The sequence below is a fragment of the Streptomyces sp. NPDC047002 genome (assembly GCF_040704505.1).
GTDB lineage: Bacteria > Actinomycetota > Actinomycetes > Streptomycetales > Streptomycetaceae > Streptomyces.
The window spans coordinates 81,414-107,844 of record NZ_JBEYWC010000007.1 but is presented as its reverse complement, the minus strand read 5'-3'; the positions used below and the strand labels follow the sequence as shown (position 1 = coordinate 107,844).

The following is a 26,431-nucleotide window of genomic DNA, read 5'->3' as shown; positions in this document are numbered from 1 at the left end:
GCGATGGATCTCGTCATCCGGGACGCGCGGGTCGTGGACGGCACGGGCGGCCCCTCGTACCGCGCGGACGTGGCCCTCGACGGCGGCCGGATCGCCGCGGTCGTGGCGGAGGGCGCGGGGCGGCGCCCGTCCGCCGCGCGCACGCTCGACGCGGGCGGCCTCGCCCTCTCCCCCGGCTTCGTCGACATGCACGCGCACAGCGACCTGGCGCTGCTGCGCGACCCCGAGCACCTGGCGAAGACGGCGCAGGGCGTGACGCTCGAAGTGCTGGGCCAGGACGGCCTCTCGTACGCGCCGGTCGACGAGCGGACCCTCGGCGAAATCCGCCGCACCATCGCCGGGTGGAACGGCGGCGGGCCGGGCGACCCTTCCGTGGACTTCGACTGGCGCACGGTCGGCGGCTATCTGGACCGGCTCGACGGCGCGTTCGGCGGCCGGGGCACCGCGGTCAACGCGGCGTACCTGGTGCCGCAGGGCTCGGTGCGGATGCTCGCGGTCGGCTGGGACGACCGGCCCGCGACGCCCGACGAGCTCGACCGGATGCGGCAGTTGGTCGCCGAGGGCCTGGCACAGGGCGCCGTCGGCATGTCGTCGGGCCTCACCTACACGCCCGGCATGTACGCGGACGACGCCGAACTGACCGAGCTGTGCCGGGTGGTGGCGCGCCACGGCGCCTACTACTGCCCGCACCACCGCAGTTACGGCGCGGGCGCGCTCGCCGCGTACCGGGAGATGGTGGAGGTGTGCCGGAGCGCGGGCTGCGCGCTGCACCTGGCGCACGCCACCATGAACTTCCCGGAGAACGAGGGCCGCGCGCCCGAGCTGCTCGCGCTGCTCGACCGGGCCCTCGCGGACGGCGCCGACATCACGCTCGACACCTATCCGTACACGCCGGGCGCGACGACGCTCGCCGCGATGCTGCCGAGCTGGGCGAGCGAGGGCGGCCCCGACGCCACCCTGGCCCGCCTCGCCGACCCCGCGGCGGCCGCCCGCATCCGGCACGGCCTGGAGGTCACGGGCTCCGACGGCTGCCACGGCGTGCCCATCGACTGGGAGACCATCGAGATCTCCGGGGTCCACTCGCCCGGCCTCGCCCCCTACGTCGGCCGGTCGGTGGCCGCGTCGGCGCGCGCGGCGGGCGAGGAGCCGTGGACGGCCGCGCTGCGGCTGCTGACCGAGGACCGGCTGGCGCCGACGATCCTCCAGCACGTGGGCCACGAGGAGAACGTCCGGCGCATCATGCGCCACCCCGTGCACACCGGCGGCAGCGACGGCATCCTGCACGGCGGCAAGCCGCACCCGCGGGCGTACGGCACGTTCCCCCGCTACCTCGGCCACTACGTGCGCGAGCTCGGCGTCCTCTCGCTGGAGGAGTGCGTGGCGCACCTGACGGGCCGGGCCGCCGCCCGGCTGCGCCTCGCCGACCGCGGTCTGGTGCGGGAGGGCTTCCGCGCCGACCTCGTGCTGTTCGACCCGGACACGGTCGCGGCGGGCTCGACCTTCGAGGCCCCGGCGACGCCGCCGGAGGGCATCCCGTACGTGCTGGTCGACGGCCGCTTCGCGGTGGCGGAAGGCCGGCGCACGGACACCCTCGCGGGCCGTTCGGTGCGGCGCGGGGCGGACGGCCTGGCGCGCTGAGCGCGCGGCCGCGGCGCAGGCCCCCCACCGGCCCAGAATCGCACACGCGCTCGATTCGTGGCATAAAACCCTATGAGATTCCTGTGGGGACTGAGCCCCCGCGCGGCTGAGCCCGTCTCTCCCCCCGACACACACGGTTGACGGGGCGGGGAAGCGGGGAGCGCGATGAGCCAGGCCGCACGGGCGCGGACATGGGGACGGGGCGCGGGACACGGGCGGCGCGGCGCCGGGGGCGCGGCGCTCGCCGCGGGCGCCGCCGCGCTCGCCGCCCTGCTCGCGGGGTGCGCGTCAGGACACCCGGGCGCGCCGGGCACGGCGTCGGCGCGGCCCGGCTCGTCGGCGGCCGCACCCGCGCGGCCCCCGGCGCCGCCGCTGCCCGCGGAGACCTCCACGCCCGACCCCGCTCTGCCGCCGCCCCTGGTGTCGATGGACATCGCGCACGCGGTGGCGGGCGGCGGCCGGGCCGTCGCCCTCACGATCGACGACGGGCCCGACCCCACCTGGACGCCGCAGGTGCTCGCCGTGCTGCGGCACAACGGCGTGAAGGCCGTGTTCTGCATGATCGGCCCGCAGGCCGCGGCCCACCCCGGCCTGGTACAGGCGGTCGTGGCGGACGGGCACCGGCTGTGCGACCACACCGTCCACCACGACGAGGCGATGGACCACAGGGCCCGCGCCTACCAGAAGTCCGAGATCCTCACGGCGGCCGGGCAGATCACCCACGCGTCCGGCGGGGTCGCGCCGCAGTACTACCGGGCGCCCGGCGGCGCGTTCACCCCGTACAGCAGGCAGACCGCGGCGGCGCACGGGTTGCGGCCGCTGGGGTGGAACGTGGACACGAAGGACTGGGAGCGCCCTGGCGCCGCCGCCATCCTGGCCACCGCCGAGGACGAGCTGGGCAACGGCCCCACGGTCCTCTTCCACGACGGCGGCGGCGACCGGCACCAGACCGTGCAGGCGCTCGGGCAGCTGCTGCCGTGGCTGCGCGCGCACGGCTACCGCTTCGGCTTCCCGGTGCGCTGAGCCGCGGGCCCCCGGGCGGGCGAACGTGGGCAAAACCACGGCGCGGCCCCGGGGCGGCGCCCGTACAGTGGCCGTCATGCAGGTGATCCAGTCGACCAAGCTCGCCAACGTCTGTTACGAGATCCGGGGCCCGGTGCTCGACGAGGCGATGCGCCTTGAGGCGGCAGGCCACCGCATCCTCAAGCTCAACACGGGCAACCCGGCGGCGTTCGGCTTCGAGTGCCCGCCGGAGATCCTGGAGGACATGCTCCGCAACCTCGCCACGGCGCACGGCTACGGCGACGCGAAGGGCCTGCTCGCGGCCAGGCGCGCAGTCATGCAGCACTACCAGACCAAGGGCATCGACGTCGGCGTCGAGGACATCTACCTCGGCAACGGCGTCTCCGAGCTGATCCAGATGGCCATGCAGGCGCTGCTCGACGACGGCGACGAGGTGCTGGTCCCCGCGCCCGACTACCCGCTGTGGACGGCCTCGGTCTCGCTCGCCGGCGGCACCGCCGTGCACTACAGGTGCGACGAGCAGGCGGAGTGGCAGCCCGACCTCGCGGACATCGAGCGCAAGATCACCGACCGCACCAAGGCGATCGTGATCATCAACCCGAACAACCCGACGGGCGCCGTGTACGGGCCGGAGATGCTGACCGCGCTCACCGACGTGGCGCGCCGCCACGGCCTGGTCGTCTGCTCGGACGAGATCTACGACCGCATCCTCTACGACGGCGCCACCCACACCCCGACGGCCGCGCTCGCGCCCGACCTGCTGACGCTGACGTTCAACGGCCTGTCGAAGAACTACCGGGTGGCGGGCTTCCGCTCCGGCTGGCTCGCGGTGTGCGGCCCCAAGAGCCACGCGGCCTCGTACATCGAGGGCCTGACGATCCTCGCCAACATGCGGCTGTGCGCCAACATGCCCTCGCAGTACGCGGTGGCCGCGGCGCTCGGCGGCCGGCAGTCCATCGACGACCTGGTGCTGCCCGGCGGCCGGATCCTGGAGCAGCGGGACACGGCGTACGAGCTGCTGACCCGAATCCCCGGCGTGACCTGTGTGAAGCCGAAGGGCGCGCTGTACCTCTTCCCGCGCCTCGACCCGGCGGTCTACAAGATCAAGGACGACCGGGAGATGGTGCTCGACCTGCTGCGGGCCGAGAAGATCATGGTGGTGCACGGCACGGGCTTCAACTGGCCCGAGCCCGACCACTTCCGCATCGTCACGCTGCCCGCCGCGGCCGACCTGGCGGACGCGGTGACCCGGATCGGCACCTTCCTCGACGGCTACGGGCAGCACTGAGCGCGGCAGGCCCCGCGGCCCCCGGGCGCCGCGGGGCCCATTCGCGCCCGCGGCGGTCGTACCCAAGACCCCGCTGCGGTCACGCAGGGCAGCCCCGCGCCCACGCCGCGCGCACGCGGCGCCCCGCTCCGGCACACCGCCACACAACGATCATCGATTCCCCTCAGTTTTAGACTGATTCCAATGTAGGATGGTTTCCTGACGATGCCAGGAGGCCCTGCCATGTACGAGCCGATCCGTACCAAGTCGGTCCACTCGATGGCCGGCCCGCGCCCCGACGTCCCGCACCGCAGCCGCGAGGAGGAGCTGGACAGCCAGCTCGCCGGCTATCTGACGGCCCTCCTCACGGTCACCGACGAGCTCGGTCTCGACGAGGCCGCGGCGCGCGTGCTGCGGGAGATCGTGCGGCTGCGCGGCGCCGAGCCGGCGCGCGCCGCCGCGGACGAGGACCGCGACCACCACCCCGAGCTGCACCACCGCGCGGCGGCAGCGGCGGCCCGCGCGCTCGTTGTCGCCGAGGCGCGCGCGGACGTGCGCGCAGCGGAACTCCTCGCGGAGCGCCTGGAGGCGCACACCGCGGCCCAGGCGAACCTGCCGGAGCTCACGGGCGCGCGCTGACCCGCGGGTCCCGCACCGTGCGGGACTCAGCGGGGGCACCGTGCCGCCCGACCGCGAGGCCGCCGCCCCCTCAGGCCGGAACAGATACCTCCGGTTCGTTACCGGGATGCGCACTTCACCCGCCGTCCACCGGAAACCGCCCGGAATGTGGGGTTCCGAGAGCACGCTCCCCCTGTGAAGACACGCATCCTGGGAATCGTTCTCGCGGTGGTGCTGACCGGCGGCGTGGCCTCCCTCGTGGTCACCCGCCTCTCCGCGGACGGTACGGGCCCGGCAACGAAGACCGCGGTCCAGGTACACGGTGTGATCGGCTCGGAGAAGGCGGACTTCTTCGCCGACCCCGCCGTACGGAAGGCGCTCGCGGCCGAGGGCTTCACGGTCAAGGCCGTGACCTCGGGCTCGTGGGCCATGCAGGACCAGCCGCTCAAGGGCGAGGACTTCGCCTTCCCCTCCTCGCAGGCGCCGGCCGACGCGCTCGCCGCGCAGCTCCATGTCACCCGCGAGCTGCCCCGGCCGTTCTACTCGCCGCTCGTCGTGGTCGCCACCCGCGCCGCCGCACAGGTGCTCGCGGACAACGGCCTCGCCTCGCTCGACGCCGCGCACCGGGGCACGCTGCGGATGGCCGCGTACCTCAAGGCCGCCGACCGCGACACCACGTGGCAGGACCTGAAGGGCGCGGCCGCCCACGCCGAGCTGCGCGGCACCCTCACCATCACCTCCACCGACCCCGAGACCTCCAACTCGGGTGCCCTGCTGCTCGCGGACGCCGGCTATGTCGCCAACGGCGACAGCGTCGTCACCGACCAGGCAGGACTCGACCGCACCGCGCCGCTGCTGAAGAAGCTCGTGGCGGCGCAGGGAGCGCAGAAGTCCAGCTCCGAGGAGCCGTTCACGGACTTCATCAGCGGGGTCGGCACCCCGCTGGTGCTCGCCTACGAGTCGCAGGTGGCCGCGCTGCTGCTGGCCCACCAGGACCCGGGCGACCTGGTGACGCTCTACCCCGACACCACCGTGAGCAGCGACCACACCGTGGTACCGCTGACGCCCGCGGGCCGGCGGTTCAGCGAGCTGCTCACCTCCGACCCGGAGCTCCAGCGCCTCGAAGTGGCGCACGGCTTCCGGCCGCGGGCCGCCCGCGCGGCCTTCGACACGGCCACCGCGGGCGACGACGCCTATCTCAACAGGCCGCTGCGGGGCATCGTGCTCGCGCCGGTGCCCACCAGCGACATCATCCGGCGGATGGCCAGGGAGGCCAGGTCCTGACGCCGGGCGCCGTGGCGGTCCCCGGCCGCCGCCCATCCGCGTACGCGCAGCAGTCCGTACGCCCACCGCATGCCCAGGGGGGCCCATGTCCACACAGAACAGCACGGAGGTCAGCGGCGTGCCGGACGATTCGAGCGAGCTGGTCCTCACCCCGCCCGATCCCGTGCGGCCGGTGCGCACCGACCAGGCCTCAGGTCTTGTGCCGCTCGACACGTCCGTGCGCGAGGAGATGGAGCGCAGGGCCGCCGAGTACGTCTCCTCGCTCTCCGTACTCGACGCGCGCTCGCCCGAGTTCACCGCGCGCATCGGCGAGATCGCGCACCTCGGCGCGGGCGACATCCGCAGCGCGGCCCAGCAGTCCAACCGGATGCTGGAGCGCACGGTGCGCTCGCTGGCGAGCGGCGGCGAGGACGCCCAGGCCCGCGTGGGCAGTTCGCTGGTCGAGCTGCGCCGCACGGTCGAGGACCTGGACCCGCGCGACGGCGCGGGCCGCGGCCGCCGCCTGCTGTCGCGGCTGCCGGGCGGCAACAGACTGCGCGACCATGTCGCCAAGTACGCCTCGTCGCAGGCCACTCTCCAGAAGATCGTCGGCGCGCTCCGCAGCGGCCAGGACGAACTGCGCAGGGACAACGCCGCGTTGCACACGGAGCGCACCCGCCTGTGGGAGACCATGGGCAAGCTCCAGGAGTACGCGGTGCTCACCGAGGCACTGGACGCAGCGGTCGAACGGCGGGTGACCGCCGTCGAGTCGACGGACGCGGCCCAGGCGGACGCGCTGCGCGCAGACGTCCTCTTCCCCGTCCGCCAGAAGCACCAGGACCTGCTCACCCAGCTCGCGGTGTGCGCGCAGGGCTACCTCGCGATGGACGTCGTGCGCCGCAACAACGACGAGCTGGTCAAGGGCGTCGACCGGGCCGCCACCACCACGGTGTCGGCGCTGCGCATCGCGGTGATGCTGGCGCAGGCGCTGGAGAGCCAGCGCACGGTCGGCGAGCAGGTCACGGTGTTGCGGGCGACGACGGACGACCTGATCAGGGGCAACGCGGAGATGCTCGCGACCCAGTCGGGCGACGTGCAGCGCATCGCCGCAGACCCGGCCGTCGGGGTGGAGACGCTGCGCTCCGCCTTCCAGCAGATCTACCGGACGCTCGACGCGATCGACTCGTACAAGGTGCAGGCCACGGAGGCGATGGCGGCGACCGTCGAGTCGCTCAGCGGCGAACTGCGCACCGCGCGCACGCACGTGGAGCGCAGCAGGTCGGCGAGCGCGCTGGAAGGCGGTGCCGGATGAGGCGGCGGCCGCGCACCGGACCGCTGCGGGCGCTCGCCGCGCTGGCGGCGACGCTGCTCACGGCGACGGCCTGCACCTCGGGCGGCGCCGGGGACCCTGCGGCGAGCCGGGACGCGCCGGGCGCCCACCACCGGGGCGTGCTGCGCGTCCTCGCGTCGAGCGAGCTGTCCGACATGGCGGGGATCCTCAAGGACGCGAAGCAGGCGACCGGCGTGGAGGTGCGGATGACGTACTCCGGCACGCTCGACGCGGCGAAGCTCGTCGCGGACGGCGGCGCCGCGGGGACGTACGACGCGGTCTGGCTCTCGTCCAACGACTACCTGCGGCTCCTGCCGGGCACCGAGGCGAAGATCACCGACGAGACGCCGGTGATGGCCTCGCCGGTGGCGATCGGCGTGCGTTCGGCGGACGTCGGGCGGCTCGGCCGCGATCCGGCGGACGTGACCTGGTCCGACGTGTACGACGCGGTGATGCGCCGCGGACTGACCTACGGCATGACCGACCCGGCGCGCTCCAACTCCGGCTACGCGGCGCTGGTCTCGGTCGCCTCCGCGCTCTCCGGCGCCGAGTCGGCGCTGAGCGGGTCCGACGTGGCGGGCGCCTCGGACAGGCTGGCCGCGTTCTTCGCCGGGCAGAAGCTGACCTCGGGCTCCTCGGGGTGGCTTGCGGCGGCGTACCGGCGCGACACCTCGGTGGGTGCGGTGGTCAACTACGAGTCCGTCCTGACGGAGCTGAACCGCACGGACCACGCGGGTCTCACCGTGATCCGCCCCGAGGACGGGGTGATCACCGCCAACTACCCCTTCACGCTGCTGACGTCGGCGCCGCGTGACGCGCGCGCCGCGGCCGACGCGCTCACCGCGTACCTGCGCACCCCGGCCGTCCAGCGGCGGATCAGCGCGCAGACGTACCGGCGGCCGGTCGTGCCCTCGGTGGCGCCCGCGGCCGGGCTCGCCGCGGGCAAGCGGCGCGAACTGCCCTTCCCCGGCTCGCTCGCGGTGGCGAACGGCCTGCTCGACGCGTACGAGAACAAGCTGCGGCGCCCCTCCCGCACGGTCTACGCGCTCGACACGTCGGGCTCCATGGCGGGCCCGCGCCTCGCGGGCCTCAAGCGGGCGCTCGGCGGCCTCACCGGCTCCGGGGAGCAAGGCGGCGGCGCCGCCGACCACTTCAGGGACCGCGAGCAGGTGACGCTGCTGCCGTTCGGCACCGCCGTCAAGCACGTCACGACCCGCACGGTCGACCCGGCGGACCCGCAGACGTCGCTCGCGGCCCTCCACACGGACATCGGACGCCTGACGGCGTCCGGGAACACCGCGGTCTACGACAGCCTCGAAGCGGCGTACGCGCACCTCGGCTCCGGCGGCGGCGACGCCTTCACCTCCATCGTGCTGATGACGGACGGCGAGTCCAACTCCGGCTCCCCCGCGGGCGCGTTCGACGCGTTCTACGCGGCACTCCCGGCGGCGCGGCGCAACACGCCTGTCTTCCCCGTCGTGTTCGGGGACGCCGACCGGGCCGAGCTGACGCACATCGCGGCGCTGACGGGCGGCCGGCTGTTCGACGCGACGGGCGGTGACACGGCGCTCGACGGCGCCTTCGAGGAGATCCGTGGCTACCAGTGACGACGGCCGCAGGGCGCCCGGCCGGGTCCTCGGCTATCTGGAGTCCGGCAAGAACATCACGGGGTGCGCGGCGGGCCTCGTCGGCGTCGTCCTCGGCGCGACCGGCCTGACAGGACCGTTCTGGCCCGCCGCCGTGGCCGGACTGTACGCGGCGGGCGCGCTGGTCCACCCGCCGCGCCGCCCGGCCGCCCCGGTGTTCACCGAGGGGGCCGCGGGCGACAGCGGCGCGGACGCCGAAGGGCTCGGCGGCCTGCGCGCCGACCTGGCCGCGCTGCGGGCGTACGTGGCGGAGGCGGACCTGCCCGACGCGGCCCGTGCGGCCGCCGACGAGCTGCTCGGCCTGCTCGGCATGCTCCTCGGACCCGGCTGGGCCGGCGACGCGCTCGCCGGCGACCCCGAGGCCGTCCACGTGCTCTCCCGTGCGATCAGGCAGGACGTGCCGGAGTCCGTCGACTCGTACGTCAGGACCCGCTGGTGGCACCGGCTCCAGCCGGGCGCCCAGCCGCCCGAGCGCCATCTGGAGCGCCAGCTCGCGGTGTTGCGTGAGGAGGCGGGCGCGCTCGCCGAGGCCCTGCGCGAGGCGGGGGCGCGCCGGCAGCAGACCCACACCCACTACCTGGAGAGCCGCCACCGGGCACCGGGCACCGACGGCGCCTGACCCCGGCGGCTCAGCGTCCTTCTGCGGCCCGCAGCTCCTCGACGGCGGCCCTGGCCGCAGCGCCGATCACCGCGTCGGCGCGCGGCAGGCGCCGGTCGGCGCGGGCCGCCCGGGTGAACACCACGGCGGTGTACGCGCTGCCGTCGGCCAGCTCCACGACGCCCGCCTCGTGGCGCATCGCGCCGAACGTGCCCGTCTTGCCCGACACCGTCACATCGTCGTACGGGAAGCCGGACGCGAGCCGGTGGCTCCACGCCTGGCTGCCCATCGCCTCCCGCATGAAGCGGCACCACTCGGCGGACGCGGCGCGGTCCGTCCAGATCGCGCGCAGCAGCCGCGCCATGTCGGCGGGCGTGCTGGACGCCTTGGAGACCGGGTCGTACACCGCGTCGGAGACGGCCTCGTCGTTGTCCGCGACCCGGGCGAGCGCGGCGGCCGGCGAGGCAGCCCCGGTCTCCTCGACGAGCCGCTCCCAGGCGCGGGCGGCGCCGCCCCTGATGTGCGTACGGGGCATCCCGAAGATGCGGCAGACCTCCTCGACGGCCGCGGGGCCGACCGCGCGCAGCACCGCGTCGGCCGCCGTGTTGTCGGAGACCGTCATCATCAGCACGACCAGGTCGCGCAGCGACAGCGTCGCGGCGTCCCGCAGCAGCGAGAGCCCGGTGGGCCCGGGGACCCGGTCGGCGGGGTCGAGCGTGAGCCGCCGCACGGGGTCGAGCACGCCCGCCTCCGCGAGCCGGCAGAACGCGACCATCAGCGGCACCTTGTAGAGCGAGCCCACGGGGACGTTGCCCTCGGGGTCGACCGCCACGCGCGCCGCGGGGTCGCGCACGTCCGCCACGTGCAGCCAGCCCCGCACCCCCGCGTCGGCGAACAGGTCGCGCAACTCGCGTTCGATCCCGCTCATGGCGCGTCCCCCGCGGTGCGGGCGGGCGCCCCCGCGAGCAGCGCGCCGGTCAGCGCCCGCGCGGTGCGCCCGGTCTCCTCGGCCGCCGGAATGCGCGGGTCCCACACCACGCGCAGCCGCAGCGGAAGCGGCGGGTCGGTGGCCGCGGTGCGCTCGACGCCCTCGGCGGCGAGGGACCCGTCGGCGGTGACCAGCGTCGCCTGCCCGGCGGCGACCAGCGCGAGCGCGGCGCGCTCGTCCGGCACCACGACGGTCTCCACGCGCCGCCCCCTGCTGGCGAGCGCGTCGACGAACAGGTCGTGGGCCGCGGGCGCCTCGCTGCGCGGCCGCACGGCGACCGGCAGCCGGCGCGGCCCGCCGGGCCCGGCGGCAGGGGCCAGGCGCCAGGTCGGGAGGAGGGCGACGCGCCCGGCGGCGAGCCCGCCGAGGACCGCGGGATGGCGGATCACCGCGAGGTCGAGCCGCCCCGCGGCGACCTGCGCCAGCAGGGACGCGGTCGGCGCCGTCACCACGCCGATCCGGCCCCGCAGCCCGGCACGCGCGGGCGCGGCGGCGAGCGCCGCGACCAGCCGGGACGGCACCTCAGGCGCGACCCCGAGGCGGATGCTCGGGCCCTCGGCCCGCTCTCTGGCGCCGCGTTCGCGCAGCTCGCCGATGGCGGCGAGCGCGGTGCGCGCGTGCGGCAGCAGCCGCGCGCCCTCGTCGGTCAGCGCCACGCCCCTGCCCCGGTCGAACAGCCGCACCCCGAGCAGCGCTTCGAGGCGGCGCAGCCCCTGCGAGAGCGGCGGCTGGGTGATGCCGACGCGCCGGGCCGCGCTGCCGAAGTGCTCCTCCTCGGCGAGCGCGACAAAGATTTCCAAGTGCCGTTCCGTGAGCAAGCGGCCCCTTCCGCGTGCGGCGATACGACCTGTGAATAGCTCGTGGTGCGAGAGCCTATTCGACATGGCGGCGCGGCGCCGGTTGACTCCCCCTACCGCAGCCACCGCCGAAAGGAAGCGAGCAGCGATGTCACCGCAGATCCCCCCGGCCGCAGGCCACCGGCCCACGTCCCGCCGCACGGCCCTCGCGCTGGGCGCGGGCACCGCGCTCACCGCGGCGCTCGGCGCTGCCGCACCCGCGCGGGCGTCCGCACCGGCCCCCGCGCCCGCCGGCGAGCAGGCCGCCCGGCTCAGGGACGCGGCAGCCGCGCTCCGGGAGGTGGAGCGGCTGCGCGGGGTGCGGCTCGGGGTGTTCGCCCGCGACACCCGCACCGGCCGTACGGTCGTCCACCGCGCGGACGAGCGGTTCGCGATGTGCTCGGTCTTCAAGACCCTCGCGGCCGCCGCCGTCCTGCGCGACCTGGACCACGACGGGTCGTACCTGGCCCGGCGGGTGCACTACAGCCGGGAGTTCACCGAGGCGTCGGGCGGCGCGCCCGTCACGGGGAAGCCGGAGAACCTGGCGCACGGCATGACGGTCGCGCAGCTGTGCGCGGCGGCCGTCGGCGTCAGCGACAACGCGGCGGGCAACCTGCTGCTGCGCGCGCTCGGCGGCCCTGCCGCCGTCACCCGCTTCGCCCGCTCGGTCGGGGACGCGCGGACGCGGCTCGACCGGTGGGAGCCCGACCTCAACACGGCGGAGCCCTGGCGCGTGACGGACACGACGAGCCCGCGCGCCATCGGGACGACGTACGGGCGCCTTGTGCTGGGGAGCGTGCTTGCGCCCGCCGACCGGCGGCTGCTCACGGGGTGGCTCACCGCCAACACCACGGACGGGGAGCGGTTCGGGAAGGGCCTGCCCGCCGACTGGGTGCGGGCCGACAAGACCGGCACGGGCACGGGGTACGGGGCGGCCAACGACGTCGGGGTCGTACAGCCGCCCGGCGGGGCGCCGATCGTGCTCTCCGTGCTGTCGGCCCGTCCCGGGCGCGACGCCCCGATGGACGAGCCGGCGATCGCCAGGGCGGCGGCGGTCGTGGCCGCGGCGCTCACGTAGGCGCTCGCGGGCGCTTGGCCGCGGCGCTCGCGCGACCCGCGCAGGGGCCGACCGCGACCTGTGCCGTACGGGGTCGACCGCCGAACCAGGCCGACCGCCGGTACGGGTCCGCTGCCGTGCGCGGGGTCAACCGGGCCCCCGGAACCGTCGCCACGGCTCCGGGGGTTCGACCTCAGCCGAGGCGCTTCACCAGGGCGCGGTACTCGTCCCACAGCGCGGCCGGCGTGTGGTCCCCGAAGGTGTCGAGGTGCTCGGGGATCAGCCCGGCCTCCTCGCGCCAGACCTCCTTGTCGACCGTGAGCAGCAGGTCGAGGGCGGCGTCGGAGAGTCCGAGGCCCTCGATGTCGAGCGCCTCCCTGGTCGGCAGGGTGCCGATCGGGGACTCCACGCCCTCGGCCGTGCCGTCGAGGCGCTCCACGATCCACTTCAGGACGCGGCTGTTCTCGCCGAAGCCGGGCCACACGAAGGAGCCCTTGTCGTCCTTGCGGAACCAGTTGACGTAGTAGATGCGCGGCAGCTTCGCCGGGTCGCGGTCGGCGCCGACCTCGAGCCAGTGGTTCATGTAGTCGCCCATGTTGTAGCCGCAGAACGGCAGCATGGCGAACGGGTCGCGGCGCAGCTCGCCGACCTTGCCCTCGGCGGCCGCGGTCTTCTCCGACGCGACGTTCGCGCCGAGGAACACGCCGTGCTGCCAGGTGAAGGACTCCGTCACCAGCGGTACGGCGGAGGCGCGGCGGCCGCCGAAGAGGATCGCCGAGATCGGCACGCCCTTGGGGTCCTCCCACTCGGGCGCGATGATCGGGCACTGCCCCGCGGGCACGGTGAAGCGGGCGTTGGGGTGGGCGGCGGGCGTCTCGGACGCGGGCGTCCAGTCGTTGCCCTTCCAGTCGGTGAGGTGGGCGGGCGGCTCCTCGGTCATGCCCTCCCACCACACGTCGCCGTCGTCGGTGAGCGCGACGTTGGTGAAGACGGAGTTGCCCCACATGGTCTTCATGGCGTTGGCGTTGGTGTGCTCGCCGGTGCCGGGCGCGACGCCGAAGAACCCGGCCTCCGGGTTGATGGCGTAGAGACGGCCGTCCTCGCCGAAGCGCATCCAGGCGATGTCGTCGCCGATGGTCTCCACCGTCCAGCCGGGGACGGTGGGCTCCAGCATGGCGAGGTTGGTCTTGCCGCAGGCGGAGGGGAAGGCGGCGGCCACGTACTTCGGCTCCGCGGCCCCGCCGCCCTCGCTCGGCGGGGTGAGCTTGAGGATCAGCATGTGCTCGGCGAGCCAGCCCTCGTCGCGCGCCATCACGGACGCGATGCGCAGGGCGTAGCACTTCTTGCCGAGCAGCGCGTTGCCGCCGTAGCCGGAGCCGTACGACCAGATCTCGCGGTCCTCGGGGAAGTGCGAGATGTACTTGGTGGTGTTGCAGGGCCACGGCACGTCGGCCTCGCCGGGGGCGAGGGGCGCGCCGAGGGTGTGGACGGCCTTCACGAAGAAGCCGTCGTCGCCCAGCTCGTCGAGGACGGCGCTGCCCATGCGGGTCATGGTGCGCATGGAGGCGGCGACGTACGCGGAGTCGGTCAGCTCGACGCCGGGCGCGGAGAGCGGGGAGCCGAGCGGGCCCATGCAGAACGGGACGACGTAGAGGGTCCTGCCGCGCATCGCACCGCGGAAGACGCCCTGCTCGCCGGTGAAGACGTCCCGCATCCGCGCGGGGTCCATCCAGTGGTTGGTCGGCCCCGCGTCCTCCTCCTTGGCCGAGCAGATGAACGTGCGGTCCTCGACGCGCGCCACGTCCGACGGGTCGGAGGCGGCGTAGTACGAGTTGGGGCGTTTGGCCGGGTCGAGCCGGGTGAACGTGCCCTTGGCGACCAGCTCCTCGCACAGGCGCTCGTACTCGGCCTCGGACCCGTCGCACCACACGACGCGGTCGGGCTGGGTGATCGAGGCGATCTCCTCGACCCACGAGAGCAGTTCCCTGTGCCGGGTGGGCGCGGTGGTGTCGGTGGGCGTGAGGACGGGGGCTGCCATGTCGCGTGCCACGCGTGCTCCTTGATGAGGGTGTGAGTTGGGGCCCCTTGGGGGCTGCGACCCGGACGCTTGCACGCCATGCTCATCCGGTGCCGACCGCACTCATTTGATCATCCGGCCTGGGTGCCCATCTGTCCAGAGGGCCGCACACGTGAGCATCGCCACGGCCGGGCGGCGGAACCGCCGCGCGGCGGATCAAGGGACGCGCAGGTCGGCGAGGCGGAAACGTGGCAGGGCGCGGCGGCGCGGCGGGCGTTCGGAGCGTGCTGAAGGGGCCCTGACGTGGGCGTAAAGAAAGGGCTAAAGATTTGACAAATCCGCGGGGCGAGGGCCCGGCCGGGCGTGTCGACGGGCCGCTCGCGCGTCGGGGCCGTAGGCGGGGCTGCCCGTACGCCGGGGCCGTACGCCGGGGCTCGCGGAGGCGAGCCGGGCGGGCGCGGTGCGCGCCGCCCGGTCGCTGCCCCTCAGCGCTTCCGCGAGTTCCCCGTCAGCGGCGTGTAAACGCGCAGACGGCGGCGCCGCGGCAGCGACTCCGCCCCCACGCGCCACGCCACGGCGGCGGCCACCGCGGCCGCCACGCCGAGCGCGGCCGCCGGTCCGGCCAGCAGGAAGCCTCCCACGCACGCCACCGCGGCGACGGCGACCAGCAGATGAATCCCGTTCCTCATCCGAACCCTCCCCTCCGACCGCTCCGGCACCTGACGCCGGAGCACATACGAACGCTGCGTGCATCTACCCCGAACAGTACGTGACAAGCGCACGGCGCTCACACGGTCCGCGGCTGGTCCGCGCCTCCCGGGGTGCCCGACAATGAGCGGCATGGACCTCACCCCGAACCTCGCCTGCCTCGCGGACCGCCGGGCGGGCCTCAGCCTGCGCGAGCGCAAGAAGATCAGGACGAGGAACGCCATCCGCCGCGCCACGTACCGGCTGATCGCGGTGGCGGGGTACGAGGCGACGACGGTCGAGCAGATCGCGGAGGCGGCGGAGGTCTCGCCCTCCACGGTCTCCCGCTACTTCCCTGTCAAGGAGGACATTGTCCTCACCGACGAGTACGACCAGGTCATGGCGGACCTGCTGCGCGGCCGCCCGGCCGGCGAGCCGCCGCTCGACTCGCTGCGCTCCGCGGTCGTCGACGGCCTGCGCTCCATGCTGCGCGACCGGCCGGAGGAACTCCGGGCGACGACCCGGCTGATGGTCGACGTGCCCTCGGTGCGCGCCCGCCTGACCGAGGCCATGTCGGCCACGACCCGGCTGCTGACCGCGGTGCTCGCGGAGCGCACCGGCCGCGACCCGGCCGAGCTCGAACTGCGCGTCCTCGTCGCCGCGGTGCTCGGCGCGCTCCGCGAGGCCCTCCTCCACTGGGGCGAACACGGCTTCGACGACGACCTGTTCGCCCTGGTCGACCGCGCGGTGGCCGCGCTGCGCACGACGGACGGGACCGGCCGGGCACGGCCCTGAGCGCCGGGGGCCCCACGACGTGGCGCCCCCGGAACCGCCCCTATGCGCGCCCGAGCTCGGCGGCGAGCGCGGCCGGGTCGGTGGTGGGCGCGCGGCACACGAAGTGCCGGCAGACGTACGCGGCGGGCGCGCCGCCCACCAGCGGCCGGTCGGCGAGCAGCGGGAACTCGTCGCTGCCCGCAGGCCCCGTCGCGAGCACCGCGCCGGGCGCCGTCGCCAGCAGCGCCGTGCGCCGCAGCGCGGCCGCCGCGTCCCCGTCGCCGACGACGGCGACCTCGCGCGGCCCGTCGAGCGCGGCCTCCGCGACCGCGAGGCCCCAGCCGATGAACCGCGGCACCCGCGGACCGAGCGCCCGCACCACCCCGAGCGCCCGCTCGGCGGCGGTGCGGTGCGGCTCCGAGCCGGTGTGCGCCGCGTACGAGAGCAGCGCGCCCGCCGCTGCCGTCCACCCGGAAGGGGTGGCGTTGTCCGTGGGGTCCTGCGGGCGGCGGATCAGCGCCTCCGCGTCGTCCGCGGTGTCGTAGAGCGTGCCGTCCGCGCCCGTGAACCGGTCGAGGACGATGTCGAGCAGGAAGCCCGCGAACTCCAGCCACACGCCCTCGCCGGTCACCGAGGCCAGCGCGAGGAAGCCCTCGGCGACGTCGCCGTAGTCCTCCAGCACGCCGGCGTGCGCCCCCGCGGCGCCGTTGCGCGACGTGCGGGCCAGCCGCGCCGCGTCGTCGAGGTGCAGCCGTACGAGCAGGTCGGCGGCCTCCGTCGCCCGCTCCACCAGGTCGGGCCTGTCGAAGTACGCGCCGGTCTCGGCGAGCGCGGCGACGGCGAGGCCGTTCCACGCGGCGACGACCTTGTCGTCCCGGCCCGGCGCGGTCCTGCGGCCGCGCGCGGCGAGCAGCCGCTCCCGCACGGACGCGACGCGCGCCGCGTCCGCCACCCCGCCGCCCTGCGGCAGCCGCAGCACGGAGGTGCCGTGCTCGAAGGTCCCCTCGGGGGTGACGCCGAAGTACTCCGCGGCGAAGTCCGCGTCCTGCTCGCCGAGGACCTCGGTGAGCTGCGCGTACGACCACACGTAGTACGCGCCCTCGACGTGCGCGCCCGTGCCGTCGTCGCTGTCCGCGTCCAGGGCGGAGGCGAACCCGCCCTCGGCGGTGCGCAGTTCGCGGACGATGAAGTCCGCGGTCTCGACGGCGACCCGACGCGCGAGGTCGGAGCCCGTGGCGCGCCACAGGTGCGCGTAGACCCGGCACAGCAGCGCGTTGTCGTAGAGCATCTTCTCGAAGTGCGGCACCACCCAGTCGCGGTCCACCGAGTACCGCGCGAACCCGCCGCCGAGCTGGTCGTACATCCCGCCGCGCGCCATGGCCTCGCACGTGTCGGCGGCCATCTGCAGGGCGCCGTCGGCACCCGTGCGCCCGTGGTGGCGCAGCAGGAACTCCAGCACCATCGACGGCGGGAACTTCGGCGCCCCGCCGAACCCGCCGCGCTGCGCGTCGTAGTCCCGGGTCAGCCCCAGCAGCGCCTGCGCCAACTCCGGCTCCCCAGGCGGCCCGTCGCCGCTGTGTGCGAGCGAGCGCCCCGCCAGCTCCGTGACGATGCGCCCCGCGACCTCCCCCACCTCGTCCCTGCGCTCCCGCCACGCGCTGACGACCCCTTCGAGCACCTGCGGGAACGACGGCATCCCCGAGCGCGGCGCGGGCGGGAAGTACGTACCGAAGTAGAACGGCCGCCCCTCCGCGTCCAGGAACACCGTCATCGGCCACCCGCCCTGCCCCGTGGCGGCCTGCACGGCCTCCATGTACACGGCGTCCACGTCAGGCCGCTCCTCGCGGTCCACCTTGACGCTGACGAAGTGCTCGTTCATGTACGCGGCGGTCCCCGCGTCCTCAAAACTCTCGCGGGCCATCACATGACACCAGTGGCACGCGGAGTAACCGACCGACAGCAGAACGGGCACATCGCGCCGTTTCGCTTCCTCGAACGCCTCGGGCCCCCACGGCCACCAGTCGACCGGGTTGTCAGCGTGCTGGAGCAGATAAGGCGAGGTCACACCAGCCAACCGGTTCATACGCCCCAGCCTCTCACACGACACTCGGCTGCCTGTGGAACCCGCATGCCGCCATCCGCATGCCGGGGTGCGCCCATCCGCCGTTGCTCGGCGTAAGGCTATGTCCAGCCCAGAGGGCCGGCATGAATGCGCACCATGACCCCGGAGAAACGGTGCAGAACGACAGCATGCATCTCCGGCACCCGAGCCAATCATTGGCCTCGCCGAACGACCACAGAATCCCGGCCGCGGTGGTGCAGGGAGCACAGGACGAGCTTCGCGTCGTAAACCAACGAATGCTCTCGAAAACCAAGGAACCATTGAGTGATGTCCCAGGTGGCCCCGCTGTTGCCCCGCCCTCCGGGGAACCGCCTCACGGCAGAAGAACGTAAACACGCAGGATCGTGTGGCGCCGCTGGCCGTCGAGCCAACGGCGAATAAGTTCGCACCTTCGAGATGGCGTGGCCAAACCCGGAATCACTGTCCCTCACTCGGTGTCGATGTCGGCCTCACCAATCTCCTTATCCGCCGACTTGATGCCCAGGCTCTCGATGAACTGCCTCTCCCGCGCGGCCAGCTCATTCTGGCGCGCCATAATAAATTCGTTGAATTCGTCGCCCTTGAGGTGCTCGATGGACGCGAGACTGACCCCGTGTGAGTCTAGGATGTCGGTCCTCTCCTCCTCCGCGAGTCTAATGAGCGCCTGCCGGATCGACACGCCCGGCGGTGTCCTCATGACGATCCTATTAGCGGGGCTAGATGCCCCCGGGACCCCACTCTGAGTGATGATGTGGCGATAGGTCTCGGTATGTGCCGTCGCAAGCTGCTCCAACACGTTGGCGGTGTCGCCGTCGAGGTCCTTCCGCTCCGGGAACGTTTGCAGATCCCAAAGGAGGTATGCGCGCACGCGCGCGCTGCGCAGGTCAAAACGCTCGGGGAAGGAACGGGCCCGCTCACCGGAGTAGCTGAGCCCTCCCTTGCCCCGGGCGAAAGCCTTCATCTCCGTGATGAAATTCCGGACCTGAGTGGTGGTCGACCCGGCGAAGGTGCCCGCCAGCGACGTCGTCCAGAACCAGTTCCGGAGCTTGAGCCGCTGCTCCGCTTCGACCTTGTCGGAAAAGTGGAAGAAAACAGCGAGCAGCATAATCTGGATATTGTACGGAACCAATCGGGCCAGCGGAACCCGGACCTCGTCCCGCAAGAACTCAACCACCCGCTGGAGGATCAGGTCGGTATCCGTCACTGCGGCCATGAGCTGGTCCTGGACCTTGCGAGCCATCGTCTCCCAGGATGTGTCCCGCTGCACGTCCTCTTCGCCGGACAGCGCAAGGACGATCTGAAAGATCGTCATGATCGGAATCTCTCCGAAGCCAGAAGCAGCGACCCGCCCCTTGATCTCCTCCATCTTGTCGCTGAGCGTCTCCGAGCCAATGGTCCCGTAAGTCAGAGCGGAGACCATCTGGTCGGGACGCATCTTCTGGCCACTGCTATTGATCCTGGAAAAGACCTCGATGGCCTGCTGGAGAGTTCCGCCCTCCATGCGTACCACGGAAACCTTGTAGTTCTTTACTCGCTTTGCGATGCGCTCACTCTCTGTTGTGAGTCGGTCAGCCTCCTCACGAGAGGCGGAGACATCGGACAGCTTCCGTGCGTATTCGAGGAAATCCAGGGTCCCGAGAACCGACCGCATGGGCAGATAGTGGCTGGGAACCTCCTCGCCGCTCTTCCAGTGCCGGTAGCGCAAGCCGTCGTTTTCCGACCGGACGAGCGGCCGGTAGACCCACCACATCCAGTCCTCTTGCCGCGTTGACCGCGGAGCATCAGCCGAGCGGTGAAGGACGCCGAAGAGCGTCGAGAGCCGCTGATGACCGTCTAGCACGTAGGCGACCTTCGCTCCCTCTGATGCCGGCGGAATCCTGCGTCCACCGATGGTGTCGAGGCTTTCGAGCGGCATGGTGGTCTCCCAGATGAGCAGGCTTCCCATCGGATAGCCACGCTCCATGCTATCGAATAGCTGCAGCATCTGCTCAGGGCGCCACAGAAAAGGGCGCTGGAACTTCGGCACCCGCAGCTCGCCCTGCGAAATCCGCTCCAGCACCTGCTCCAGGAAGTGGACCTCCGGCACCACCGAGATATCCTTGACCACTTCAACATCTCCCATAATCAGATAACGCCCCGAATCTTCTCGAACATCGATTGCAATTCCTGCTTCACTCCGGGACCCAGGCCATCCAGGTCTCGCTCCGATATGCCGCCGCGCATCACCTCTTTCAGGAACAAACCCGGCAAGTCCGTTCCGAATCCCTCCTGGAGGGTGATGAGGTCCTGTACCGCCACTTCGTCGTACAGGTCACCATGGCGCGAGGGAATGACATAGGTCGTCTCCGCCCTCCCGGAATGCCGCCCCTTACGGTCGGAGCGATTCTGCGGTTTCCCTTTGAATCCATGCTTCATGTCAAAGTGGGCGCGCTGATCGGGTGAAAATTTTTTGAGGGATTCCAGACGCTTGGCCATGGAGGACATTCCGACGGTACTCTTCGGCTGGCGGGCTAGGACCCGATTAGGAATGTAGTTCTCCATCTCCCGGAGTCCGAGGACGTGCGAACTGACGCCTTCGCGGGCCGCAGCTTCGGCCTTCTCGTGATTGCCATTTCGGTCCGCGGGGTGGAAACTGTCACTATCAATGACCAGAACCACGCGCTTGGTCCTGGAGAACTGCCCCGCCTGGTCGACGGCATGCCGAATCGCGCCGTCCTTGCCACCTCCGTTGTACACGCCGAGACGACTGTCGTCCTTAGCGTCGACGACGTCCTCGCAGCCCAATAGTCGCGCGAGCGCCTCGATCATCTGCCAGTCGTAGGCCGCGTTCTCCACAACCAACACAGCTGGCCGCTCCAAATCCCGGAGATCTGCCGCCAGCGTCTCCCCAGCCACTCTGACCACCTCGGCCTCCCCCCCATGAGGCGCCCAAACCTGAGCCATGCTCGCCTTCTGCGCGAGCAGTAGGTAAATCTGCGCCAAGACCGGGACATGACGTTCCAGGAAGGCATGGACGGTGTCCACATCACGGGGGGAGATAACCCACTCGTGCCGGGCCTCCCTGAAAAACGCGATCAGCCTCAATATGAGCTCCGCGTTTTCGTCTCCCTGACCGCCTGTCAGTAGGTCGACCGGAATCTCAACGCGCATCGTTGATCCGATTCGCCTGCGCGTCAGCGAGGGCGCGAACCTCCTCGAAGTCCTCAGCGAAGACTCCCCGAGGCCAGTAGTCGAGGTTGCCGAGGGCGTCCACTTCGATCTTTCGCAAGGCAGAGGTCCCCTCGGCCTGTTCGACGAAGTAGATCTTCACGTCTTCCGGCACCAGCTTCCGCTCCGCAACCCGTCTACGCAGCCTCAGGAGAAAATTCTCGCTGTGCGTCTCCACTAGGAAACGCACGTGTGATTTCTGAACGGCATCGACATAGAGATCGGCAATGGCTGCGTGCGCCGAAGGATGCAGATGGAGCTCGGGCTCCTCCACGATTTCAATCACATGTCCGGCGGGCGGCTCCACGCGGTCCGCGGCCCGCTGAATCGCTATCGGCAGGAACTGGACCACTCCGGTGCCGACGTCATCGATGTGGACGACGAGATCAGGATCGCGCAGAGAACGCAGCTTAGGGATATACATCCCGGATCCGACGTCGGTGACTTCGAGGCGCCAGCCGGGCAGGATACTTTTCAACAGAGTGTTCACTTCACGGCCTATCAGGCCGCGCCCATACATCTCATCCGCGGCGAGTACGCCGAAAGCTCTTTCCCCCCGGTGACCGACATTCCCCAAGGTTCTGACCGGTGACCGGAAGAAGCGTTCCGGGCTCCTTCTGAACGGGCCCAGATACCGGATCTCATCGAGGCCTTCCCGAATCAAACCGGTGACTCCGTGTACACCACCGACGGAGTCCGGCCAGTCGGCCGGATCGGGCAGCAGTCCGCGGAATCCAACTTTGCCCTCGTGGCCGTCGACAAAATAAGCGCGCTTCTCCGGGGAGTAGGCGTCCTTACCGGGGATCCAGGAGATATTCGCAACCTCCGCTCCACAGGAGATCTCTAACGAGGAAACCAGTTGCATGCCCTGGTTGGCGATGTTCTGGACCTCGGCGACGGCTTTGACAACCTTGCCGTCCCCAATGCCGATCGATGCCCCCAGGCGAACGTGCCCGTGCGGTGACGAGCCGTGGATCAGATCGGCGAACGAAGGAGTGAAGCCTTGGATCAAGTCCAGGTCCAGAGGGTACGGGGAGTCACCGCGGATACCGATTGACAGAAGCGGGAGCGCTCGCACGACGGCACTCTTGCCAGCGTTGTTCCGCCCCAGCACGATGGTGATCTTGCCGAGCTCGACCTCCTGCTTCTCTTTGAAGCAACGATAGTTCTCCAGCGAGAACCTCTCCAACGACACTTGAGCTCCGTTCACTCGCACCATGCCCGGCGCACGCCGCCCCAACGGCGCGTCAGCGTGGCTGCGGCAATACTCTCAGACAGCGTAAGCACGGCACCCGAGTTTGGCTCTTCCCAGAGCTGCCCTGCCGTCAAGCTTACGGCTGAACGGTTTTGAGCGTCTGCAGAGCGGCGTGGATCTCCTCGACCGCGCTGATGCGCTCGGCGAGGCTCTGCTATGGGGACTGCCAATCCGTGGCCTCCTCCTCTGCGTCATCCCAGCTTAAGCAAGGTGGGGAGGGCTCTCTGGGCCCGTCGGTTCGCCATGCCCCATCCCCGCGTACTCCCCCCGCCACGGAGCGGAGCGCGAAGGACAAGTGGATCAGGTATGCCCGTCCGGGGCGGACGGCAGGCTGTAGACACTGTTGAGGGTCACGGCATCGCCGCTATCCCCGAGCGACCGCGCGCTGCTCGGCAGCCTGGCGACGAACGGTTTGGGTTCGCGGCCAGGCAGTGGATCTGGCTCGGCATGGTGTGCCGCGGCCTGTCCGCGACGTCTGCCCGAGCGCTACGGGGGCGTCTTCGCGCCACCGCGGACGGGCGGCCGGAGTGCGGGCTACACGAAGCGGCGATGTTGGCGGCGCCCCGGCCCCGGACGCCGCGGGACGTACCAGCATTCAGGAGCCGCGGTCGGGCGCCGGCGCGAGGTGGCGGCTCGACCGGCGGCGTGGGGGCCGGTCGCGGGCAGGGACGGTTGCGGCGCCACTTTTCCGGGCGCGCGGTCCCGGCGCCCGAGCGCCAGGGGTCAGATGGGCCGGGAAAGGGCCTCGTATTCCTTGTCCGTCAGGCGGAGGCCTGCCGCCGCGGCGTTCTGCTCCAGGTGCGACTTTCGAAGTGCCGGGGATCGGGAGCATGTTGGGTGAGCGGCGGATCAGCCAGGGCGAGGGCACCCGGGCTGGATCCGCGCTGTGCGGCGATAGCGTCCAGCGGGCCGCCAGGGCGGGCGAGTTCGCCGGCGGCCATGGGGAACCACGGGATGAGGGCGAGGCCCTCGCGCTCCGCGTGGTCGCGGACGGCCTCGGCGGAGCGGTCGGGCAGGTTGAACAGGTTCGGCATGGACACGATCCGCGCCAGGTCCCCGGTCGCACGCAGATCCTCGGCCGACACCTCGGACAGGCCGATGTGCCGGATCGTGCCCTCTTGTTGGAGCAGCGCAAGCCCGGCGAGCTGGTCGGCCAACGGCGCCTATGCGTCTATGCGGTGGAGCTGGTAGAGGTCGATCCACTCGACGCCCAGGTGGCGCAGACTCAGCTCCGTCTGCTGCCGCAGGTACTCGGGGCGGCCGACCGGGCGCCAGTCACCGGGACCCGATCGGGTCATGCCGCCCTTGGTGGCGATCACCAGGTCGTCCGGGTAGGGGTGCAGCGCCTCACGGATGAGGCGCTGACGAACGGCCCGTAACTGTCGGCCGTGTCGATCAGGTTGACCCCAGCTCCACGGCACGGCGGGGCACCCGCACCGCCTCCCGCGGGTCTGCGGGCTCGCCCCAGAGCCCCGGGGCCGGTCAGCTGCATGGCGCCGTAGCCGAGACGGAGCACCGGCAGGTCCCGCCGAGGAGGAAGGCGCCGGAGTCGGCCACGGGCCGCGTCGCCGCATCCGTCGCAGGAAGCCCCTTCGTCCGAGGTGCGCACTGGTCCGTGTGCAGGGAGGGCATGCGCGAGAGGCGCGCGGCCCGGCGGTGGAGAGGTCGGTCGCTGGGATCCTCTGGAAGGCCCCGGCGTTGTTGACGAGCACATCGAGGCGCCCGTGCCGCGCGCCGGCGTACACGGCAGCCGCGCGGACGGACTCGGGGTCGGCGACGTCGAGCCGGAGGAAGGCGGTGGACAGCCCCCCGGCGGTGAGCGCGTCGGCCAGGCCGGTTCCCCCAGCGGTCCGCCGGCCGCCGATGACCGCGTGCATGCCCGCTCGGCCAGCCGGGACGCGGTTTCCCGGCCGAGGTCTCGGTGGGCCCCAGGGCGACAGGGCGGGTCAGCCGAGCGCGGTGTAGGTCAGGCCAGGTCGGCGGCGTCGTTCTCGACGGCGCCGAGGAGGTTGCTCGCCGGGGAGATGCACACTCCGAGCGGCTCCGGCCCGACGGCCTCGGGCACGGCTCGCGCCGCCTCCACCGCGAAGCGGACGCGCCCGTCGGGCGAGCCGCCCCAGACGTCGTTCCTGCGGTTGGAGCTGGGCGCGAGGAACTGCTGGATGAGATAGCCGTTGGCGCCGTGCAGCTCGACCCCGTCGAAGCCGGCCTCGACCGCGTTGTGCGCCGCCGAGGCGAAGTCCGCGACGATGCCGTGGATCTCGGCGTCGGTCAGCCGTGCGGGGTCATGAAGTCCTTGAGGCCGTCACGGGTGAAGGTCCCCCTCGGCCGCGACCGCGGACGGGCCTACCGCTACGAGCCCCGTGATGTCGGGGTGCCCGACGCGGCTGGAGGGAGATGACGCCGCCTCTGGCGTGCACGGCCGAGGTCGCCTTGTGCCATGCCTCGATCTGCTGCGCCGAGTGGATGCCGGGGGTGTCGATGTCCCCCTGGCCCGACGGCGAGGGCTGGGGCCCCCTCCGTCACGATGAGGCCGGTGTCCACACGCTGCGCGTAGTACTGCGCCGTCAGGTCGGTGGGCTGTTCCCCGGGCCGTACGCCCTGCTGCGCGTCATGGGGGCCATCACGATCCGGTTGGACGGCCGGACGCCGCCCAGCTCGAACGGTTCGAAAACCTTGGACATGATCACCTTCCTGATCCGGGAACCCGGGAATCCGGGAGACGGGCACGCCGGCCCGCGGGCCCGCCGCCCGTGTGTGCCCGGCCGTGCGCCCACGTGGAGGGCGTATCGAACCGCCTGGGCGGCACCGGCAGGAGCGGCTCGCTCGTGGCGAAACTCCTCGCGGACCGGGGACTGCGCGCCAGGACCGCGTCGCGCAGCGGAAGCGACGTACGCTTCGACTGGGACGACCCGGCCACCCACACCATCGCCCTCGACGGCGCGGCCTCCGTCTACCTGGTCACCCCGACCGTACGGGTCACCTACGCGGCCCAGGTGGCGCGGTTCCTCGATCTCGCGGAGTCCGCTGGCGTGCGCCATGTCACCTACCTGAGCACGTACAACGCCGACGCGGCACCGGAGGAGATCGACATCGCGGCGGTCGTAGCCCACCTGGCCGGCTGGCCGGGCCTCACACATTCCGTCCTGCGTCCGGCCTGGGTCATGCAGAACTTCAGCGACGACCACCTCCCCCTGGTCGACGGGGTCCTCGCGGTGCCGAGCTGCGGCAACACGGAGGCGTTCGTCGACGCGGCCGACATCGCCGCCGTCGCGGCGGAGACCCTGGCGCGTCCCGGCGCCCATGCGGGCAAGCGGTACGCGCTCACGGGACCACAGGCCCTCACGTTCCAGGAGGTCGCCGAGACGATCGCCGAGGTCAGCGGCCGCCCCGTCGCGTACCAGGATCTCGACTCCGAGGCATGGATCGCCGGTGCGCTCTCCGTGGGCCTTCCCGCGCCGTACGCGGTGATGCTGCGTTGGCTCACCGGAGCCGTCGTCTCCGGCAACGGTTCCACGCCCACCGACGACGTCGAGAAGGTCACCGGACGACCCGCAGGCACCTTCCGCGCCTTCGCCGAACGCAACGCCGCCGTCTGGACCGCCACGGAGCCAACATGACCAAGCACGTCGCCGACACCGCCCTCTTCGGAGCGCTCAGCGCGTTCTTTCACCTCATCAAGGAGGGGCTGGCCGACCTTGTCGACGGGGAGGACTACTTCAACCTGCTCGCCGAGGACGTCGTCTTCGAGTACGTGATCTCCGTGCCCGGCTACCCTCGGCGCGTGCAGGGGCGACAGGGCATCATCGACCTGTACGGCGGCTACGGCGATTACATGAACGCGTCGAGCGCGGACAGTTCCGCGTCCACCTCGACCCGGAGAAGTCCACTGTGGTCCTGGAGTACGAGGTGCAGGGCACGTACGTACGCACCGGCCGACGCTACGACAACCGCTTCATCTCCGTCATCACCGTCGCCGACGGCAAGGTGACCCACTGGCGCGACTACCTCGACCCGGTCGCGGTCTTCGACGCCGTGGGATGACCGGCCGAGCCCCCGGCGGCCGGACGCAGCCGCGGCGCCGCGGGGAGGTGACTCCCCTCCCCGGCCCCGCGGATGGGGCGCC

At 72.1% G+C, this 26,431-nt stretch carries 19 protein-coding genes and 4 pseudogenes; 12 read left to right on the top strand and 11 right to left on the bottom strand.

Annotated elements, in window-relative coordinates:
* Positions 1-3: 3 nt before the first annotated feature.
* From AB0910_RS09640 to AB0910_RS09605, 8 genes are all read left to right on the top strand, one after another.
* On the top strand, positions 4-1,638 hold the full coding sequence (locus AB0910_RS09640; RefSeq protein ID WP_366743984.1) for a D-aminoacylase: 1,635 nt from the start codon (positions 4-6) through the stop codon (positions 1,636-1,638).
* A 165-nt stretch (positions 1,639-1,803) separates the two neighbouring features.
* Positions 1,804-2,661 (top strand): polysaccharide deacetylase family protein, encoded by an 858-nt coding sequence (locus tag AB0910_RS09635; protein WP_366743983.1) that lies wholly within the window; start codon positions 1,804-1,806, stop codon positions 2,659-2,661.
* Positions 2,662-2,737: 76 nt separating this feature from the next.
* Positions 2,738-3,949, top strand: a complete 1,212-nt coding sequence (locus tag AB0910_RS09630; RefSeq protein WP_366743982.1) for a pyridoxal phosphate-dependent aminotransferase — start codon at positions 2,738-2,740, stop codon at positions 3,947-3,949.
* Between the two features lie 222 nt (positions 3,950-4,171).
* On the top strand, positions 4,172-4,567 hold the full coding sequence (locus AB0910_RS09625) for a hypothetical protein (RefSeq protein WP_366743981.1): 396 nt from the start codon (positions 4,172-4,174) through the stop codon (positions 4,565-4,567).
* Positions 4,568-4,741: 174 nt separating this feature from the next.
* A complete protein-coding gene (locus AB0910_RS09620) occupies positions 4,742-5,830 on the top strand; it encodes a substrate-binding domain-containing protein (protein WP_366743980.1) in 1,089 nt (362 codons plus the stop codon).
* Positions 5,831-5,915: 85 nt separating this feature from the next.
* Entirely contained in the window at positions 5,916-7,121 is a 1,206-nt protein-coding gene (locus AB0910_RS09615) for a toxic anion resistance protein (RefSeq protein WP_366743979.1), read from the top strand.
* Entirely contained in the window at positions 7,118-8,746 is a 1,629-nt protein-coding gene (locus AB0910_RS09610; RefSeq protein ID WP_366743978.1) for a VWA domain-containing protein, read from the top strand. Before AB0910_RS09615 ends, AB0910_RS09610 begins: the two co-directional genes overlap by 4 nt.
* Entirely contained in the window at positions 8,733-9,404 is a 672-nt protein-coding gene (locus AB0910_RS09605; protein ID WP_366743977.1) for a hypothetical protein, read from the top strand. Before AB0910_RS09610 ends, AB0910_RS09605 begins: the two co-directional genes overlap by 14 nt.
* 10 nt (positions 9,405-9,414) lie before the next feature.
* On the opposite strand, the gene AB0910_RS09600 is transcribed toward AB0910_RS09605, so the two are convergent.
* Complete coding sequence (locus AB0910_RS09600; RefSeq protein ID WP_366743976.1) at positions 9,415-10,311, bottom strand: serine hydrolase; 897 nt, start codon at positions 10,309-10,311, stop codon at positions 9,415-9,417.
* Complete coding sequence (locus AB0910_RS09595; RefSeq protein ID WP_366743975.1) at positions 10,308-11,171, bottom strand: LysR family transcriptional regulator; 864 nt, start codon at positions 11,169-11,171, stop codon at positions 10,308-10,310. The genes AB0910_RS09600 and AB0910_RS09595 overlap by 4 nt, the downstream gene beginning before the upstream one ends.
* A gap of 145 nt (positions 11,172-11,316) precedes the next feature.
* Here AB0910_RS09595 and bla point away from each other — a divergent pair, with 145 nt between their 5' ends.
* A complete protein-coding gene (gene bla, locus AB0910_RS09590) occupies positions 11,317-12,285 on the top strand; it encodes a class A beta-lactamase (protein WP_366743974.1) in 969 nt (322 codons plus the stop codon).
* Between the two features lie 172 nt (positions 12,286-12,457).
* On the opposite strand, the gene AB0910_RS09585 is transcribed toward bla, so the two are convergent.
* Positions 12,458-14,314 (bottom strand): phosphoenolpyruvate carboxykinase (GTP), encoded by a 1,857-nt coding sequence (locus AB0910_RS09585; protein ID WP_366743973.1) that lies wholly within the window; start codon positions 14,312-14,314, stop codon positions 12,458-12,460.
* Positions 14,315-14,766: 452 nt separating this feature from the next.
* Entirely contained in the window at positions 14,767-14,970 is a 204-nt protein-coding gene (locus AB0910_RS09580) for a hypothetical protein (protein ID WP_366743972.1), read from the bottom strand.
* A 151-nt stretch (positions 14,971-15,121) separates the two neighbouring features.
* Here AB0910_RS09580 and AB0910_RS09575 point away from each other — a divergent pair, with 151 nt between their 5' ends.
* The gene (locus AB0910_RS09575; protein ID WP_366743971.1) at positions 15,122-15,763 is read left to right on the top strand and encodes a TetR family transcriptional regulator; all 642 of its coding nucleotides are present in this window, start codon (positions 15,122-15,124) and stop codon (positions 15,761-15,763) included.
* A 40-nt stretch (positions 15,764-15,803) separates the two neighbouring features.
* Here AB0910_RS09575 and AB0910_RS09570 read toward each other — a convergent pair whose 3' ends face one another.
* The 7 genes and pseudogenes from AB0910_RS09570 to AB0910_RS09540 all read right to left on the bottom strand — a co-directional run.
* Positions 15,804-17,825, bottom strand: coding sequence for a thioredoxin domain-containing protein (locus AB0910_RS09570; protein WP_366743970.1), 2,022 nt, complete (start codon positions 17,823-17,825; stop codon positions 15,804-15,806).
* Between the two features lie 466 nt (positions 17,826-18,291).
* On the bottom strand, positions 18,292-19,965 hold the full coding sequence (locus AB0910_RS09565) for a DUF262 domain-containing protein (protein ID WP_366743969.1): 1,674 nt from the start codon (positions 19,963-19,965) through the stop codon (positions 18,292-18,294).
* 2 nt (positions 19,966-19,967) lie between these two features.
* Positions 19,968-20,993 (bottom strand): hypothetical protein, encoded by a 1,026-nt coding sequence (locus tag AB0910_RS09560; protein ID WP_366743968.1) that lies wholly within the window; start codon positions 20,991-20,993, stop codon positions 19,968-19,970.
* A complete protein-coding gene (locus AB0910_RS09555) occupies positions 20,983-22,245 on the bottom strand; it encodes a DUF3696 domain-containing protein (RefSeq protein ID WP_366743967.1) in 1,263 nt (420 codons plus the stop codon). Before AB0910_RS09555 ends, AB0910_RS09560 begins: the two co-directional genes overlap by 11 nt.
* A 783-nt stretch (positions 22,246-23,028) precedes the next feature.
* Positions 23,029-23,937 (bottom strand): annotated as a pseudogene (locus AB0910_RS09550) (aldo/keto reductase).
* A 32-nt stretch (positions 23,938-23,969) separates the two neighbouring features.
* Positions 23,970-24,182: pseudogene (locus AB0910_RS09545) on the bottom strand (SDR family NAD(P)-dependent oxidoreductase); the annotation flags it as partial.
* A gap of 134 nt (positions 24,183-24,316) precedes the next feature.
* Positions 24,317-24,989: pseudogene (locus AB0910_RS09540) on the bottom strand (alkene reductase); the annotation flags it as partial.
* 93 nt (positions 24,990-25,082) lie between these two features.
* On the opposite strand from AB0910_RS09540, the gene AB0910_RS09535 reads away from it, so the two are divergent.
* Both AB0910_RS09535 and AB0910_RS09530 read left to right on the top strand, forming a co-directional pair.
* Complete coding sequence (locus tag AB0910_RS09535) at positions 25,083-25,925, top strand: NmrA family NAD(P)-binding protein (protein ID WP_366743966.1); 843 nt, start codon at positions 25,083-25,085, stop codon at positions 25,923-25,925.
* A 232-nt stretch (positions 25,926-26,157) separates the two neighbouring features.
* Positions 26,158-26,349 (top strand): annotated as a pseudogene (locus tag AB0910_RS09530) (nuclear transport factor 2 family protein); the annotation flags it as partial.
* Positions 26,350-26,431: the final 82 nt, after the last annotated feature.